We start from the raw sequence: 14,311 nt of genomic DNA, 5'->3' as shown, positions 1-14,311 counted from the left end.
TATGACAAACCCACATGCCGACAAATTGATTGATTTTCTTGTCGCGAGTGGCATTCAAAACCAGACCGTATTAGACGCTATCTATCGCTTGCCTCGCGAGAGCTTTGTTTCTCAAGCGATGATGCACCAAGCATATGATAATAATGCGTTGCCTATCGGTCATGGGCAAACTATCTCTCAGCCCTACATAGTGGCAAAGATGACTGAGATATTGGAACTTAGCCGTTCCAGTAAAGTCTTAGAAGTCGGTACCGGCTCTGGTTATCAAACGGCTGTGCTTGCTCAGCTTGTTGACCATGTTTATTCCATTGAGCGTATTAAAGCGTTGCAATGGGATGCCAAGCGTCGGCTCAAACAGCTCGATATTTACAACGTATCGACCAAGCATGGTGATGGCTGGCAAGGATGGGCATCAAAAGGCCCGTTTGATGCAATCATCGTGACTGCGGCGGCGGACTCTATTCCATCGGTATTACTTGAGCAGCTCGCAGAGGGTGGCATCATGGTGATCCCCGTTGGCTCTGAAGAGCAGCAGCTTTTAAAAATTACGCGCCAAGGCGATGAATACCTTTCTCAAGTGATTGAGATGGTGCGTTTTGTTCCTTTGATTGCAGGTGATCTCGCTTAATCATGTCATTTAAGTCTATTTCATTACTGATGGTTGCTATGAGTAGCGCACTAGTTGGGTGTGCTTCTCATTCCCCTGCGCCAGTATCCAGTTTGAATAAGGATTATGACTCAATTCCTCGTGGTAGTTATCGAGGCAGTTACTATCAGGTGGATAAGGGAGATACGTTATATTTTATCGCTTACATCACAGATAAAGATGTAAATGATATTATTCGTTTCAATCAACTTAAGGCACCGTATACGATTTATCCGGGGCAAAAACTAAAGTTGTGGCAGCCTGCCTACAACCCTCCTGCATATGGTGGAACTGGGGCGGGGGCTTCTGCAACTACAGCTGTGGCGGGCGCTGCAGCAGTCTCCTCTATTACCTCTCCAAAACCGAGCAAAAACTCGAATCAAACAGTTAGCTCAACCAAGCCAAAAGATACTCAACAGGTGGCACAAAAAAGTGCAGCTAAAAAGGTTGAACAATCTAAACCAAAGGAGTATGTTGGCTCTAAAGGTAAACAGAATGTTAATAATGATGTCAATAAAAAGACATCCAGTAACGTTAAGGTTTCCAAATGGTTGTGGCCAACAAAGGGGAGGGTAATCAAAAACTTTTCTGCAGGAGACCAAGGTAATAAAGGCATTGATATCGCAGGTCAGCGTGGTCAAGCCATCACATCTACTGCAGCAGGCACAGTCGTTTATTCGGGTAATGCACTAAGAGGTTACGGTAATCTCGTGATTATAAAACATAACGACAAATACCTCAGTGCTTATGCGCACAACGACAAGTTGCTAGTCCACGAAGGACAAAGTGTAAAAGCAGGCCAAAAGATTGCAACAATGGGTAGCTCAGGAACGAGCAGCGTCCGTTTGCACTTTGAAATTCGCTATCAAGGTAAGTCGGTTAATCCGAAACGCTACTTACCATAAATTACTTGCCAAAAGTAACAGATAATAGCGGCATTGGATGTTTTAAATGTCTTGCTAACTCGCCAGGGGGAGGCGCTATGGGTATCAGCAATACAGCAACAAAAGTTGAAGAGTTTGATCTTGCAAATGGAAATCTGGATGAATTCCAATCACAACAACTCGAAACGAAAAAGTCGTCATCAAATCAGAATCAAAAAGAAGAGTTTGAGGTTTCAAACAAGAGCCTCGATGCAACTCAGCTTTACCTCGGAGAAATTGGTTTTTCTCCACTTTTAACTGCCGAAGAAGAAGTTCTTTATGCTCGCCGTGCGTTACGTGGTGATGAAGCCGCGCGAAAACGTATGATCGAGAGTAACCTTCGTCTGGTTGTTAAAATTTCTCGCCGTTACAGTAACCGTGGTCTAGCTCTGCTTGATTTAATTGAAGAGGGCAACTTAGGTTTGATCCGCGCGGTAGAGAAGTTTGACCCAGAACGAGGCTTCCGCTTTTCAACCTACGCAACATGGTGGATTCGTCAAACCATTGAACGTGCGTTGATGAACCAAACCCGTACTATTCGCTTACCAATTCACGTAGTGAAAGAGCTGAACATTTATCTTCGTACTGCGCGTGAACTATCGCAAAAGCTCGATCACGAGCCTACCGCAGAAGAGATCGCTACTCAGCTTGATAAGCCAGTTGAAGATGTCAGCAAAATGCTGCGTTTGAATGAGCGCATTAGCTCTGTCGATACGCCTATTGGTGGTGATGGTGAGAAAGCGCTGCTTGATATTATTCCTGATGTTAATCACTCCGACCCAGAAGTATCGACTCAAGACGATGATATCAAAAGCTCTCTTATCCATTGGCTAGATGAGCTAAATCCGAAACAGAAAGAAGTGTTGGCACGCCGTTTTGGTCTACTAGGCTATGAGCCATCGACTCTCGAAGAAGTCGGACGTGAAATTAACCTTACTCGTGAGCGCGTACGTCAGATTCAAGTGGAAGGTTTACGTCGACTAAGAGAGATCCTGGTTAAACAAGGTTTGAATATGGAAAGCTTGTTCAGCGTCGAAGACGATGTATAGCATTGAAAATGCTTTGATAAAGAAACGCCTTGGCTAAGCCAAGGCGTTTTTGTTTGGTATTTGCTAATCGCTGTAAAACGTTAAGAAGCTTTCTTCACTCTCGGGTGAACTTTAACCAGTTTAATTCGGTTCTCTTCAAGTTCGACAATTTCCATAGGGTGACCAGAAACTTGTACGCTTAAGTGGCTTTCAGGAATGTCTTCCAAGTGTTCTAAGATGAGGCCATTAAGCGTGCGTGGGCCATCTGTTGGTAATTTCCATTTTAAGCCTTTGTTGATATCACGAATGTTAGCGCTACCTTCAATCAAGAAGCTACCATCACCTTGAGGTGTGATCTCTTCAGACAGGCTAGGCGCAATTGAAGTGGTAAACTCACCGACAATCTCTTCAAGAATATCTTCTAAAGTGATTAGGCCAATAATATCGCCATACTCGTCGACAATCAGTCCAATCCGCTCTTTGTTACGCTGGAACTTGAGGAGTTGGACGTTAAGTGGCGTCCCTTCAGGAATAAAGTACACCTCGTCAGCGGCGCGCAGCAATGTCTCTTTAGTAAACTCGTTTTTCTCTAGCATCAAGCGATACGCTTCACGCAGGCGGAGCATACCCACCACCTCATCGATCTGATCGCGGTAAAGTACCACGCGGCCATGTGGAGAGTGGGTTAACTGACGAGAAATCGACTTCCAGTCGTCATTGATGTCGATACCAGTAATTTCGTTGCGCGGCACCATGATGTCATTCACGGTGACATGCTCTAAATCCAAGATAGAAATCAGCATGTCTTGGTGACGGCGAGGGATCAGGCTACCCGCTTCATTTACTACGGTACGTAACTCTTCTGAGCTCAAATGGTCGTCACCACCATGGTTAGCCTTAATACCAAGCAGGCGAATAAAGCCATTGGTAATAAAGTTAACGAACATAACAAGCGGCGATAGCACTTTCATTAATATAGAAAGCACAATACTGCTCGCGTAGGAAACTTGCTCAGGGTAGAGCGCGGCAAGGGTTTTAGGCGTTACTTCTGCGAAAACGAGTACCACCATGGTGAGCGCACCAGTGGCAATGGCGACACCAATATCACCATATAAACGCATACCGAGTATGGTCGCGATAGCAGAAGCGAGAATATTTACCAGGTTATTACCGATGAGGATCAAGCCAATCAGGCGATCTGGGCGGTCGAGTAGCTTTTCTACGCGCTTAGCACCTTTATGGCCGCTATTGGCTAGGTGCTTTAAGCGATACCGGTTCAGAGCCATCATCCCTGTTTCTGAGCCAGAAAAATATCCAGAAATTACGATTAGACACGCGAGTAGCGCAAATAAGATACCCGTTGATATGTCGTCCAAAGTTATCTTTTCCTTTTGATGTGTCTGGTTAATTTATGACCTAACTAGGTAGGTAAGTCAATGGTAAATATCGGGTGGAATATTGTAAAAGAAAGGTGCATAAGATGCACCTTTGATTCTGTCTAAGTGATTGGAATTCACTTAGTTAAGTATGATTTCGCGAACGAATCGACTACCAAAGTAGGCTAAAGTCAGCAGTGTTGCACCCGCAACCGCAAACCATGTGACTTTCTTACCACGCCAGCCTTTTTGGTAATGGCCCCAAAGCAGAACCGAGTATACAATCCATGCAATGAAAGAGAGGAAGCCCTTATGCGCTTTGCCTTGAGCGAACATGTCATGCACAAAAGTGAAGCCAGTAATTAAAGTGGCAGTGAGTAAAAGGTTACCAATCAAGATGATTCTAAATAACTGACGTTCAATGGCCATCAGAGGTGGCACATTAGGGTTGATAGCCAGTGACTTCTTATTCTTTAACTTGTTATCAAGCCAAGCCAATTGCAGTGCGTATAATGCGCCGATACTTAAGGTTGAGTACGAAAATAGAGCAAACGAGATGTGGATCAGCAGTTTTGGGTCATGCTCTAGATGAGTAATGAACGACGTAGGGAGAAAGGTTGCGGCACAAAGGTTAATCGCAGAAAAGCTGTAAACAACGGGCAGTAAAAACCAGATGCGCGTTTTCATCATCGCAACACTCATAACGAGTGCGATGATAAAGCTGATTAACGATGCGACGTTTAGGATACTCAGGTTCTGTCCGTTACCAGAAAGTATCAAATCACTGAGTGACCATCCATGAAACATCAGCGCCAATATTGCACTAATAAATACCGTCTTAGCTCGAATGCCGGTTTGGTGAACTAGACCTGGGATGATGGTTGCAATCGCTAATAGATATAATATTGCTGCCACGACAGCGATTAAGTTGTCCATTATTCTCTATTAAGCTGGTGGAATTTTAACAAATTATACCCTGCATCAACCGCTTGGGCTATGGCTTATATGCAGTCATTTGTGAGAGATGAGATATCAATTCTTAATCGGCTAGTGTCAAGCATGGGATGGCTAAGGTATACTGATAGTAATTGATCGCCGAATTTAGCGAAGAGACAAAGATGTTTGAAAATTTAACGGATCGCCTATCCAGCACCCTGAAAAACATCAGTGGTAAAGGACGTCTGACTGAAGACAATATTAAAGAAACCCTGCGCGAAGTGCGCATGGCATTGCTGGAAGCCGATGTCGCGCTGCCAGTAGTACGTGATTTTATTAAGCGTATTAAAGAAAGTGCCGTTGGTGTTGAGGTGTCTAAATCTTTAACTCCGGGCCAAGAGTTTATTAAGATTGTTCAATCTGAACTTGAAGCCGTAATGGGTGAGTCTAACGAGGCTCTAAACCTAGCGGCTCAGCCACCAGCGGTTATTTTGATGGCGGGTCTACAAGGTGCGGGTAAAACCACCTCGGTAGGTAAGCTTTCTAAATTATTAACTGAACGCGACAAGAAGAAAGTTCTGGTTGTGTCTGCTGACGTTTACCGTCCTGCGGCAATCAAACAGCTAGAAACGTTAGCGGCTGATGTCGGTGTAGACTTCTTCCCATCAACGGCGGATCAAAAGCCAATCGATATTGCCAATGCAGCGATTGATCACGCGAAGAAGAAATTCTACGACGTACTGGTTGTCGATACTGCAGGTCGCCTTGCTGTCGATGAGCAAATGATGGCTGAGATTCAAGACCTTCATAATGCGATTGATCCAGTAGAAACCTTATTCGTTGTTGATGCAATGACTGGTCAAGATGCGGCGAACACAGCGAAAGCATTTGGCGATACGTTGCCATTAACCGGTGTTATTCTGACTAAAGTAGATGGTGATGCGCGTGGTGGTGCGGCTCTGTCTGTTCGTCATATCACGGGTAAGCCAATTAAATTCTTAGGTGTTGGTGAAAAAACTGACGCACTAGAACCTTTCCATCCAGATCGTGTAGCATCGCGTATTCTTGGTATGGGTGACGTACTGTCACTGATCGAAGACCTACAGCGTAATGTCGATACTGAGAAAGCAGAAAAGCTAGCTAAGAAGTTTAAAGAGAAGAAAGGTTTCGACTTAGAAGACTTCCGTGAACAGCTAGGCCAAATGCAGAACATGGGTGGCATGATGGGTATGCTAGATAAGCTACCGGGCATGTCTCAATTGCCATCAGACGTTAAAGACAAAGTTGATGACAAGATGTTCAAGCAAATGGAAGCCATCATCAACTCGATGACCATGAAAGAGCGCCAACGCCCAGATCTAATCAAAGGCTCTCGTAAAAAGCGTATTGCAGCGGGTTCAGGTACCCAAGTGCAAGACGTAAACCGCTTGCTGAAGCAGTTCACCCAAATGCAGAAGATGATGAAGAAAATGCAAAAAGGTGGCATGAAAGGCATGATGCGCAACATGCAAGGCATGATGGGCGGCGGTATGGGTGGCATGGGCGGTGGTTTTAACCCGTTTGGTCGCTAATCGCATTTCCCTATTTTAGTTTCAAGGTGTTAGCTGCATCACAAACTTAGATTTGAGTTTATGTTGGTGAAAAAGTAGCTAAAGACCTTGCATTGCACCGGAATAAGAGTAAAATTCCGGAGCTTTATTTTGGCACGAGACCCCAGATTACTTATTAATAAGTGGTTATTGGGGTTAATTTTATTTTTGAGAAAGCACAAAGAGGACGACATGGTAACCATTCGTTTGGCACGTCACGGCGCTAAAAAGCGTCCATTTTATCAAATCGTAGTAGCGGACAGCCGCAATGCAGCAACTGGCCGTTTCATCGAGAAAGTTGGTTTCTTCAACCCAACTGCTAAAGGTCAAGAAGAAGGCCTACGTCTAGATCTAGATCGCGTTAACCACTGGGTTGGTCAAGGCGCTACAGTATCTGACCGCGTAGCTAAGCTAGTTAAAGACGCTCAAAAAGCGGCTTAATTCTTACTCCAATAGAAGTAGAAATTAGCTTATGTCGATGAAAGGTAAAGAAACAGTGGGCAATGACAAGATTGTTGTAGGTAAGTTTGGTGCTACTTACGGCATTCGTGGTTGGCTCAAGGTTTTTTCCTACACAGACAATGCAGAAAGCATATTTGATTACAGCCCTTGGTACATTAACCAAAAAGGCGAGTGGGTCGAGTACAAAGTAGAAAGCTGGAAGCGCCATAACAAAGGTATGGTGGCTAAGCTGGAAGGCTTAGAAGTTCGCGAAGACGCGCATCTTCTAACAAACTTTGAAATCGCTATTGACCCTGCGGTACTACCTGAATTGTCAGAAGATGAGTTCTACTGGCGTGAATTGTTTGGGATGCAAGTAGTAACCACTAAAGGTTACGATCTGGGTGTCGTTACTGACATTCTAGAAACTGGCTCAAACGATGTTCTGGTTGTTAAAGCAAATCTAAAAGATGCTTTCGGGCAGAAGGAACGATTAATCCCGTTCCTTGAAGAGCAAGTGATCATCAAAGTTGATCGCGAAGCTCAACGGATCGAAGTTGACTGGGATCCTGGATTCTAATCTCCAAAACTACAGAGCGAGATAAACATGTGGGTTGGCGTAATTAGCCTATTTCCTGAAATGTTCCGTTCTGTTACTGATTTTGGAGTAACAGGTCAAGCGGTTAAAAAAGGTCTTTTATCTATTGAGACATGGAATCCTCGCGATTTCACTCATGATAAACATCGCACAGTTGATGACAGACCTTACGGTGGTGGTCCTGGCATGTTAATGATGGTTCAGCCTTTGCGCGATGCCATTCAAACAGCCAAACAGGCTTCACCGGGTAAGACGAAAGTCATTTACCTATCACCTCAAGGTCGTAAACTCGACCAACAAGGGGTTGAAGAACTGGCAACTAATGAGAACTTGCTTCTTATTTGTGGCCGTTATGAAGGGGTAGATGAGCGTATCATCCAATCTGAAGTTGACGAAGAATGGTCAATTGGAGATTTTGTGATGACGGGGGGAGAAATCCCAGCCATGACGCTGATTGACTCGGTCTCAAGGTTTATACCTGGAGTACTTGGAGACTTCGCGTCAGCAGAAGAAGATTCTTTTGCAAATGGCTTGTTAGATTGCCCTCACTATACGCGACCTGAAGTGTTAGATGACAAAGAAGTACCGGCGGTACTGATGTCAGGTAACCATAAGGACATTCGTCGCTGGCGATTAAAACAATCGTTAGGCCGTACTTGGCTAAGAAGACCAGAGCTCCTGGAAAACCTAGCTCTGACTGACGAACAGGAACAATTACTGGCCGAATTTATCAAAGAGCACCGCTCAGATAAAAAGTAAGCAGTAACCTATTAAATTTAGTATCAGTTTATTCTAGGAATTTATTAAAATGAGTAACATCATCAAGGCTCTTGAAGAAGAGCAACTAAAATCAGACCTACCTAAATTTGCACCAGGTGACACTGTTGTAGTTCAAGTTAAGGTAAAAGAAGGTGAACGTGAGCGTCTACAGGCTTTTGAAGGCGTTGTAATCGCAATCCGTAACCGTGGTCTACACTCAGCTTTCACTGTACGTAAGATCTCTAACGGTGAAGGTGTTGAGCGTACGTTCCAAACACACTCTCCAATCGTTGATAGCATCGAAGTTAAACGCCGTGGTGCAGTACGTCGTGCCAAGTTGTACTACCTACGTGAGCGTTCTGGTAAGTCAGCTCGTATTAAAGAGAAACTTGCTAAGAAGTAATGCTATAACTAGCGTTCTCATAGTAAATAACGGGGTCGAATTTTCGACCCCGTTTTTTTATGGGTAACAAAAAAGCCGACGTTTTCACATCAGCTTTTAGAATCAATCAATTCGAGATTTTAGTATTGGTCTTCTGACCAACCATCTGAATCTGACATATCCGGTGCACCTGCGATGGTGTTTTCTTCATCTGCCCATTCACCAAAATCAATCATTTGGCATTGCTTACTGCAAAAAGGGCGATGAGGGCTTTTTTCGCCCCAAATAACTTGAGTACCACATTGAGGGCACGGAACTTTCGTTAACTGAGTCATGAGAGTTACAACTTAAATTAGAGGGATTTGATGATGCTAATTATGGCTGAGTTAGCAGCAGACAGCGAGTTCAAATTCAACGTCACCTACGTGCGCTTGGCCAGTGCTGAAATCAATGAACTTGATAGCAAAGCGGTTCTTATGACCAGAAATCATTGGGAACACACCAAAGTGCATTGGAATGTTTAGACGTAGAATGTTGGCTTCTTCAGCATCGCTCTGGTAAAAACCGGCTTTAGCTAATTGAGCTTGGAAGTGGCCAGTTTCTCGGGTGAGTTTCAGCCATAGATGCAGCGCATCAGAGAGTGACTGTAAAGATTCAGTCCAAGTGCTGGCATCACGCTGTTTCACTTCGTTTGGCAAGTGTAACCAGTGGTGTAGCGCAGGTAAATCAAAACAACATGCGCCACCAGGTAGATTGAAGCGTTGGCGAATAGCGCTAAGGAAGCGATCTTCTTTCAAGCTTTGACCAAAACGTTCAGCCGCCATCAGTTGGCTATGAACGTGATCGACTTCTTGCAGGATCGACTGAAGCATATCCTGATCAACGCCATCAAAATTAAGCCAGTTGCGATAGGTTAAACGTTGCTTCTCGATATCTTTGGCTAATTCACTTTTCAGCTGGATTTGTTCAAAGATTTCAAGCAGATCGAACAGGGCACGGAAAAAGCTCAAATGCTGCAGATCATCATTAAAACGCGCAGACACATCCAATTGATGTAAGAGAGCTTCAACACGTAAATAAATACGAGTTTTTTCGTTTAGTGGATGTTCAAAATAGTGCGTGGTCATTGAGGTGTGCAGCCTTGAAAATATCTCGCTTTATTCTCACCGATTTGCCCTGCTCATGGCTAGGTACTTTTGATGTAAATCTGTGATTTGAGACAAAAGTTGTCCGTTTTGTGAGTGATTTTTAATCACATCGTCAGCAATTGCAAGACGCTGTTGTCTTGTAGCTTGAGATTTTAATATCGAATGCGCTTGTTGCTCGGATACATCATCCCGTTTCATAGTGCGCTCGATTTGAATTTGCTCATCAACATCGACTACCAGCACGCGGTTAGCCATCGCTTGTAACTGGTTTTCCACCATCAGCGGAATAACAAGCAAGGCATAATCTGATTTAACTTCAGTCAGTTGCTTTTGCATTTGATGGTGAATTATTGGGTGAAGCAGTGAATCGAGCCACTGCTTTTGGCTTGGATCCGCAAAGATGATTTCTCGAAGTTTTGCTCGGTTGAGCTGCCCATCATCGAGCAAAATATCCGTGCCAAATCTCGCGGTAATTTGCGTTAAGCCTTCGCTTTCTAGCGCGACTACTTCTCTTGCGACGATGTCCGCATCGACAATTTCAATGCCAAAATGTTGATTGAATAAGTTGGCCACGGTAGTTTTTCCGCTAGCGATACCGCCAGTAAGCCCGACAACGTAAGTCATTTAAGCTCCCAACACAAACTGATAGTAATGGCTTAATATTAGGTCGCCCCACATCATCGCTACCCAACCTGCAATCGCCAGATAAGGACCAAATGGGAAAGCTTTATCGATGCCTTTCTTTTGCAAGCGTAATTGAATGATGCCAAATACTAGGCCAACCAGTGACGAAAGTAGGATGATCATTGGCAGGTATTGCCAACCTAACCATGCACCAAGCGCGGCGAGTAGCTTGAAATCACCGTAGCCCATGCCTTCTTTGCCAGTAAGGAATTTAAAGGCCCAGTAGACGGACCATAAACATAAGTAGCCCGCAATCGCACCAATTACAGAGTCTTGCAAAGATACAGGGCTAATACCGACTAGAGATAAACTGATCCCAGCCCAGACTAAAGGTAATGTCAGTTGATCGGGTAATAGCATGGTATCGAGGTCAATGAATGTCGCGGTTATTAATACAAAGGTAAAAAAGAGCAGTGCTACGGCAAAGTAGCTAAAACTGAATTGCAAAGCGACCAACAAGCACATAGCACCGGTTAATAGCTCAACCAAAGGGTAACGGATACTGATTCTATTACTGCATTTGTGGCATTTTCCGCCCAACTTTAACCAGCTGATGATAGGGATATTATCGATAGCGCGTATTTGTGTGTTGCACTTAGGGCAAGTAGACCGAGGAACGCTGAGGTTGTATTTACCCGTTGGAATATCAAGCTTGGCTTCAGGGAAACTCTCAGCACACTCAGTACGCCATTCGCGTTCCATCATGATAGGAAGTCGGTGAATTACGACGTTGAGAAAGCTCCCGACAATTAAACCGAATATTGTGGCAAACAGAGGAAACAGCCACGGGTAATAGATAAATAATTCCATAGAGCACTCAAGATGGAGATCGCGTAGGGCGAACGTGGGTAAATAAGCGGCTATCTTATCCTATAACGTTCATTAAATTAAATATTGGTAGGTAGATGGCGAAAACCAGGCTACCAACTATCACACTGAGGAAAACGATAATCAGCGGTTCAATCACTTTACCCAAGTTATCGACACTATCGTCAATCTCAATTTCATAGATAGTCGCAATCTTATTTAGCATATCGTCAAGCTTACCGGACTCCTCACCAATCATGACCATTTGCAGAGTCATTTCCGGAAAGGTATCCGCATGACGCATCGCCAAATAAAGGGGCATGCCCGCGGCAGTATCGCGATAGACATTATCAAGTGCATTTTGATAGTGGGTTTGATTGGCGGTTTTTGCGGATGTCTTGATGCAAGATAGGATCGGAATACCAGCACCAAAGCTAGTTGCTAGGGTGCGGCTAAATTTGGCAATCGCGGCCTTTGACAAAATCTTGCCTACGATAGGGATTCGTAAACTAAATCGACTGAAAAACAGCTCGATACGATGAGAGCGCTTACGGAGAAATTTAATGGTGATCACCGTGAGAAAAATTGCTATTGCAAATTCAAAGCCATAACTACGAACAAAATGGGAAAAATCTAAAACCTTTTGCGTAAATACTGGCAGATCGGCACCAAAACTACTGAACATGGATTCAAATTCAGGAATTACAAACGCGAGCATGATGTAGCAGACCAAGATAGCCACAAGCACGACCATACTCGGATAGATCATCGCTTTAATGACTTTAGATTTTAGCCGTTCAGACTTTTCACGGTATTGCGCAATTCTCTGAAATACTTGCGGTAAGTTACCGGCCGTTTCACCTGTTGCTATGAGATCAATATACAGAGAGTCGAAGAGAGGGCTGGCTGATTTCATGGCCGTAGACAACGGCATACCGGACTCAATATCTTTTGTCACATGAGTTAAAATCGACTTCATCTCTGCTTTTGTGTGGTTGTCGCTGACCAGTTTGAGCGACTGTATCACTGAAATCCCTGTAGAGAGCATTGTCGCGAGTTGGCGAGTGAGGATGGTGATATCTTTAGGATTTGCTCTTTCCATTATTCTGCGTGTAACTGACAGCTTTTTAGGAATGAGTTTGGCGATTTTAACTTTCTGTTGTTTGAGTTTGTCACGAACTTCAGATTCACTGATAGCCAAGATATAGCCAGAGACAGGGCGGCCAACACTGTTGGTCCCTTTCCAGCGATAATTTTTTAGTTGTGGTGCTGATTTCGCTTTCTTCATCGTTTGCTCCGATTACTACAAATAGAGCACGCGTTGTAGCTCTTGATAACTGGTGACGCCGTCTTGAAGCAGCTGTAAGCCTGATTGCTGCAGCGTCAACATACCTTGCTGCTGTGCTATCGTTTCGATTTCTGGCGCACTTTCTTGGCGTAATATCGCTTTGGTCAGTTCGCTATTGATGGTCATCACTTCAAAAATACCGAGTCGCCCTGAGTAGCCGCCATTGCAGTTTTCACAGCCTTCCATGTTCGCTTGATAGATGGGAGTAGAAAAGGTCAGTTGGAAACGTTGTGCGATAGTTTCGCTGCTAGGATCGATTTCCTTGCAGTGATTACACAGGCGACGAGTAAGACGCTGCGCAATGATTAAGCTGAGAGAGGATGCAATGTTAAAGGCTTGCACGCCCATATTTGATAGGCGGACTAATGTCTCTGCAGCTGAGTTAGTGTGCAATGTAGAAAGTACTAAGTGGCCAGTTTGCGATGCTTTAATCGCGATTTCAGCGGTTTCTAAATCTCGAATTTCCCCCACCATAACCACATCAGGGTCTTGGCGTAAGAAAGAACGTAGCGCTACGGCGAAATCGAACCCAATCTGAGGCTGGATTTGAACTTGGTTGATACCCGGTAAGTTGATCTCAACCGGGTCTTCAGCGGTGGCGATATTTACCTGCGCGGTGTTGAGAATCCTCAATCCTGTGTAAAGAGAAACGGTTTTGCCGCTGCCGGTAGGGCCTGTCATCAATATCAAGCCTTGCGGCTTTTTCAATGCTGATAGGTAAGCTTGTTTTTGAGTATCACTGTAACCCAATTTGTCGATATCAAGTTGAGCACTGCTGCTATCGAGTAGCCTCAATACCACCTTTTCTCCCCATAGAGTGGGTAGCGTTGAGACACGCATGTCGATGGAAATATCTTCATTTAACTTAAGCTTGGTTCGGCCATCTTGAGGTAAGCGCCTTTCTGAGATATCCAAGTTAGCGAGAATCTTGACTCGGGTGGATAAACGTCTACCAAGTTGCTGCGCTGGCTGGTGGCTTTCAATCAATATGCCATCGCAACGAAATCGAATTCGATAACTGTGTTCATAAGGCTCAAAGTGTATATCAGAGGCTTCTTTACGAACCGCTTCTAGTAGCACTTGATGGATATAGCGACTAACCGGCGCATCATCTTGGCTTAAATCTTCAATAACGCCACGTTCTTCGTCACTGATATCCACTAGAGATTCTAGCTCTGACGTATTTATATCTCGGCGAAGCTTAGAGTCAGTATTGATTTGCTTACCGTACAGATTTCGAATCGCGTTTTTCAGTTCTTTGTGATCAGCGATGACAAGCTCAATTTGAAGCCCGGTCGCAAAGCGAAATTCATCCTCCGCTTCGGTTTGGGTTGGATCGCTGACGGCCAGTGTCAGAACTTGTGAACTCTGCTTAATCGGCAAGGATTGAAAACGGGTAACGAGGTTTTTTAATCCTAGGGTTTCATTGAGTGGTTGATACTGTTCGCGCAGCAGAGCCGTATATTCAAGCGCGAATATTTCGCACACGGCTAAAGTAAGTTGTTTGGAATCGAGAATATCAAGATCGATCAATACTTCTGGTACAGAAACACCAGAAGCATTGATTTTATCTTCAATAAGCTGGCAGCTCTCAGCAGAGAGGTAGTTATGCTGAGAGAGCGCTCTAGACAGTGCGGATGTCATGC

General features: G+C 44.3%; 16 protein-coding genes. 8 read left to right on the top strand and 8 right to left on the bottom strand.

From position 1 onward, the window contains the following. Window position 1: 1 nt before the first annotated feature. From MU515_RS13465 to rpoS, 3 genes are all read left to right on the top strand, one after another. A complete protein-coding gene (locus MU515_RS13465) occupies window positions 2–628 on the top strand; it encodes a protein-L-isoaspartate(D-aspartate) O-methyltransferase (RefSeq protein ID WP_260260941.1) in 627 nt (208 codons plus the stop codon). Between the two features lie 2 nt (window positions 629–630). Then, window positions 631–1,551 (top strand): murein hydrolase activator NlpD, encoded by a 921-nt coding sequence (gene nlpD / locus MU515_RS13460; RefSeq protein ID WP_260260940.1) that lies wholly within the window; start codon window positions 631–633, stop codon window positions 1,549–1,551. A 77-nt stretch (window positions 1,552–1,628) separates the two neighbouring features. After that, complete coding sequence (gene rpoS / locus MU515_RS13455; RefSeq protein ID WP_260260939.1) at window positions 1,629–2,618, top strand: RNA polymerase sigma factor RpoS; 990 nt, start codon at window positions 1,629–1,631, stop codon at window positions 2,616–2,618. Window positions 2,619–2,698: 80 nt separating this feature from the next. Here the strand turns inward: rpoS and MU515_RS13450 are convergent, their stop codons facing one another. After that, on the bottom strand, window positions 2,699–3,973 hold the full coding sequence (locus tag MU515_RS13450) for an HlyC/CorC family transporter (RefSeq protein ID WP_260260938.1): 1,275 nt from the start codon (window positions 3,971–3,973) through the stop codon (window positions 2,699–2,701). A 141-nt stretch (window positions 3,974–4,114) separates the two neighbouring features. Further along, a complete protein-coding gene (locus MU515_RS13445) occupies window positions 4,115–4,909 on the bottom strand; it encodes a cytochrome C assembly family protein (protein ID WP_260260937.1) in 795 nt (264 codons plus the stop codon). 182 nt (window positions 4,910–5,091) lie between these two features. On the opposite strand from MU515_RS13445, the gene ffh reads away from it, so the two are divergent. The 5 genes from ffh to rplS all read left to right on the top strand — a co-directional run bounded on the left by ffh (window position 5,092) and on the right by rplS (window position 8,699). Next, window positions 5,092–6,480 carry a signal recognition particle protein gene (gene ffh / locus MU515_RS13440; protein ID WP_260260936.1) on the top strand — a complete coding sequence of 463 codons (1,389 nt, stop codon included), beginning with the start codon at window positions 5,092–5,094 and terminating at the stop codon, window positions 6,478–6,480. 210 nt (window positions 6,481–6,690) lie between these two features. Then, window positions 6,691–6,939: a 30S ribosomal protein S16 gene (rpsP, locus tag MU515_RS13435; RefSeq protein WP_176286878.1), complete on the top strand. Its 249-nt coding sequence runs from the start codon at window positions 6,691–6,693 to the stop codon at window positions 6,937–6,939. 31 nt (window positions 6,940–6,970) lie between these two features. Further along, window positions 6,971–7,519: a ribosome maturation factor RimM gene (gene rimM / locus MU515_RS13430; RefSeq protein ID WP_260260935.1), complete on the top strand. Its 549-nt coding sequence runs from the start codon at window positions 6,971–6,973 to the stop codon at window positions 7,517–7,519. A 27-nt stretch (window positions 7,520–7,546) separates the two neighbouring features. Then, window positions 7,547–8,296 (top strand): tRNA (guanosine(37)-N1)-methyltransferase TrmD, encoded by a 750-nt coding sequence (trmD, locus tag MU515_RS13425; RefSeq protein ID WP_260260934.1) that lies wholly within the window; start codon window positions 7,547–7,549, stop codon window positions 8,294–8,296. Window positions 8,297–8,345: 49 nt separating this feature from the next. Next, window positions 8,346–8,699, top strand: coding sequence for a 50S ribosomal protein L19 (rplS, locus tag MU515_RS13420; protein WP_049845612.1), 354 nt, complete (start codon window positions 8,346–8,348; stop codon window positions 8,697–8,699). Between the two features lie 119 nt (window positions 8,700–8,818). Here rplS and yacG read toward each other — a convergent pair whose 3' ends face one another. From yacG to pilB, 6 genes are read right to left on the bottom strand one after another with little or no spacing between them, the layout of a single operon-like run. Further along, a complete protein-coding gene (yacG, locus tag MU515_RS13415; protein ID WP_260260933.1) occupies window positions 8,819–9,013 on the bottom strand; it encodes a DNA gyrase inhibitor YacG in 195 nt (64 codons plus the stop codon). A 51-nt stretch (window positions 9,014–9,064) separates the two neighbouring features. After that, complete coding sequence (gene zapD / locus MU515_RS13410; protein ID WP_260260932.1) at window positions 9,065–9,805, bottom strand: cell division protein ZapD; 741 nt, start codon at window positions 9,803–9,805, stop codon at window positions 9,065–9,067. A gap of 36 nt (window positions 9,806–9,841) precedes the next feature. Further along, entirely contained in the window at window positions 9,842–10,450 is a 609-nt protein-coding gene (coaE, locus tag MU515_RS13405) for a dephospho-CoA kinase (protein WP_260260931.1), read from the bottom strand. After that, window positions 10,451–11,320, bottom strand: coding sequence for a prepilin peptidase (locus tag MU515_RS13400; RefSeq protein ID WP_260260930.1), 870 nt, complete (start codon window positions 11,318–11,320; stop codon window positions 10,451–10,453). 55 nt (window positions 11,321–11,375) lie between these two features. Further along, window positions 11,376–12,605, bottom strand: a complete 1,230-nt coding sequence (locus MU515_RS13395) for a type II secretion system F family protein (RefSeq protein WP_260260929.1) — start codon at window positions 12,603–12,605, stop codon at window positions 11,376–11,378. A 15-nt stretch (window positions 12,606–12,620) separates the two neighbouring features. Beyond that, window positions 12,621–14,309 (bottom strand): type IV-A pilus assembly ATPase PilB, encoded by a 1,689-nt coding sequence (gene pilB / locus MU515_RS13390; protein WP_260260928.1) that lies wholly within the window; start codon window positions 14,307–14,309, stop codon window positions 12,621–12,623. Between the last annotated feature and the right edge of the window lie 2 nt (window positions 14,310–14,311).

The organism is Vibrio intestinalis (assembly GCF_025195085.2).
GTDB classification, from domain to species: domain Bacteria; phylum Pseudomonadota; class Gammaproteobacteria; order Enterobacterales; family Vibrionaceae; genus Vibrio; species Vibrio intestinalis.
This window is presented reverse-complemented; position numbering and strand designations above follow the sequence as displayed.

Bases quoted from the DNA above. Each gene is read 5' to 3' on its own strand.
- MU515_RS13465 (WP_260260941.1), top strand. From the start codon at position 2: ATGACAAACCCACATGCCGACAAATTGATTGATTTTCTTGTCGCGAGT.
- nlpD (WP_260260940.1), top strand. From the start codon at position 631: ATGTCATTTAAGTCTATTTCATTACTGATGGTTGCTATGAGTAGCGCA.
- rpoS (WP_260260939.1), top strand. From the start codon at position 1,629: ATGGGTATCAGCAATACAGCAACAAAAGTTGAAGAGTTTGATCTTGCA.
- MU515_RS13445 (WP_260260937.1), bottom strand. From the start codon at position 4,909: ATGGACAACTTAATCGCTGTCGTGGCAGCAATATTATATCTATTAGCG.
- ffh (WP_260260936.1), top strand. From the start codon at position 5,092: ATGTTTGAAAATTTAACGGATCGCCTATCCAGCACCCTGAAAAACATC.
- rpsP (WP_176286878.1), top strand. From the start codon at position 6,691: ATGGTAACCATTCGTTTGGCACGTCACGGCGCTAAAAAGCGTCCATTT.
- rimM (WP_260260935.1), top strand. From the start codon at position 6,971: ATGTCGATGAAAGGTAAAGAAACAGTGGGCAATGACAAGATTGTTGTA.
- trmD (WP_260260934.1), top strand. From the start codon at position 7,547: ATGTGGGTTGGCGTAATTAGCCTATTTCCTGAAATGTTCCGTTCTGTT.
- rplS (WP_049845612.1), top strand. From the start codon at position 8,346: ATGAGTAACATCATCAAGGCTCTTGAAGAAGAGCAACTAAAATCAGAC.
- yacG (WP_260260933.1), bottom strand. From the start codon at position 9,013: ATGACTCAGTTAACGAAAGTTCCGTGCCCTCAATGTGGTACTCAAGTT.
- zapD (WP_260260932.1), bottom strand. From the start codon at position 9,805: ATGACCACGCACTATTTTGAACATCCACTAAACGAAAAAACTCGTATT.
- coaE (WP_260260931.1), bottom strand. From the start codon at position 10,450: ATGACTTACGTTGTCGGGCTTACTGGCGGTATCGCTAGCGGAAAAACT.
- MU515_RS13400 (WP_260260930.1), bottom strand. From the start codon at position 11,320: ATGGAATTATTTATCTATTACCCGTGGCTGTTTCCTCTGTTTGCCACA.
- MU515_RS13395 (WP_260260929.1), bottom strand. From the start codon at position 12,605: ATGAAGAAAGCGAAATCAGCACCACAACTAAAAAATTATCGCTGGAAA.
- pilB (WP_260260928.1), bottom strand. From the start codon at position 14,309: ATGACATCCGCACTGTCTAGAGCGCTCTCTCAGCATAACTACCTCTCT.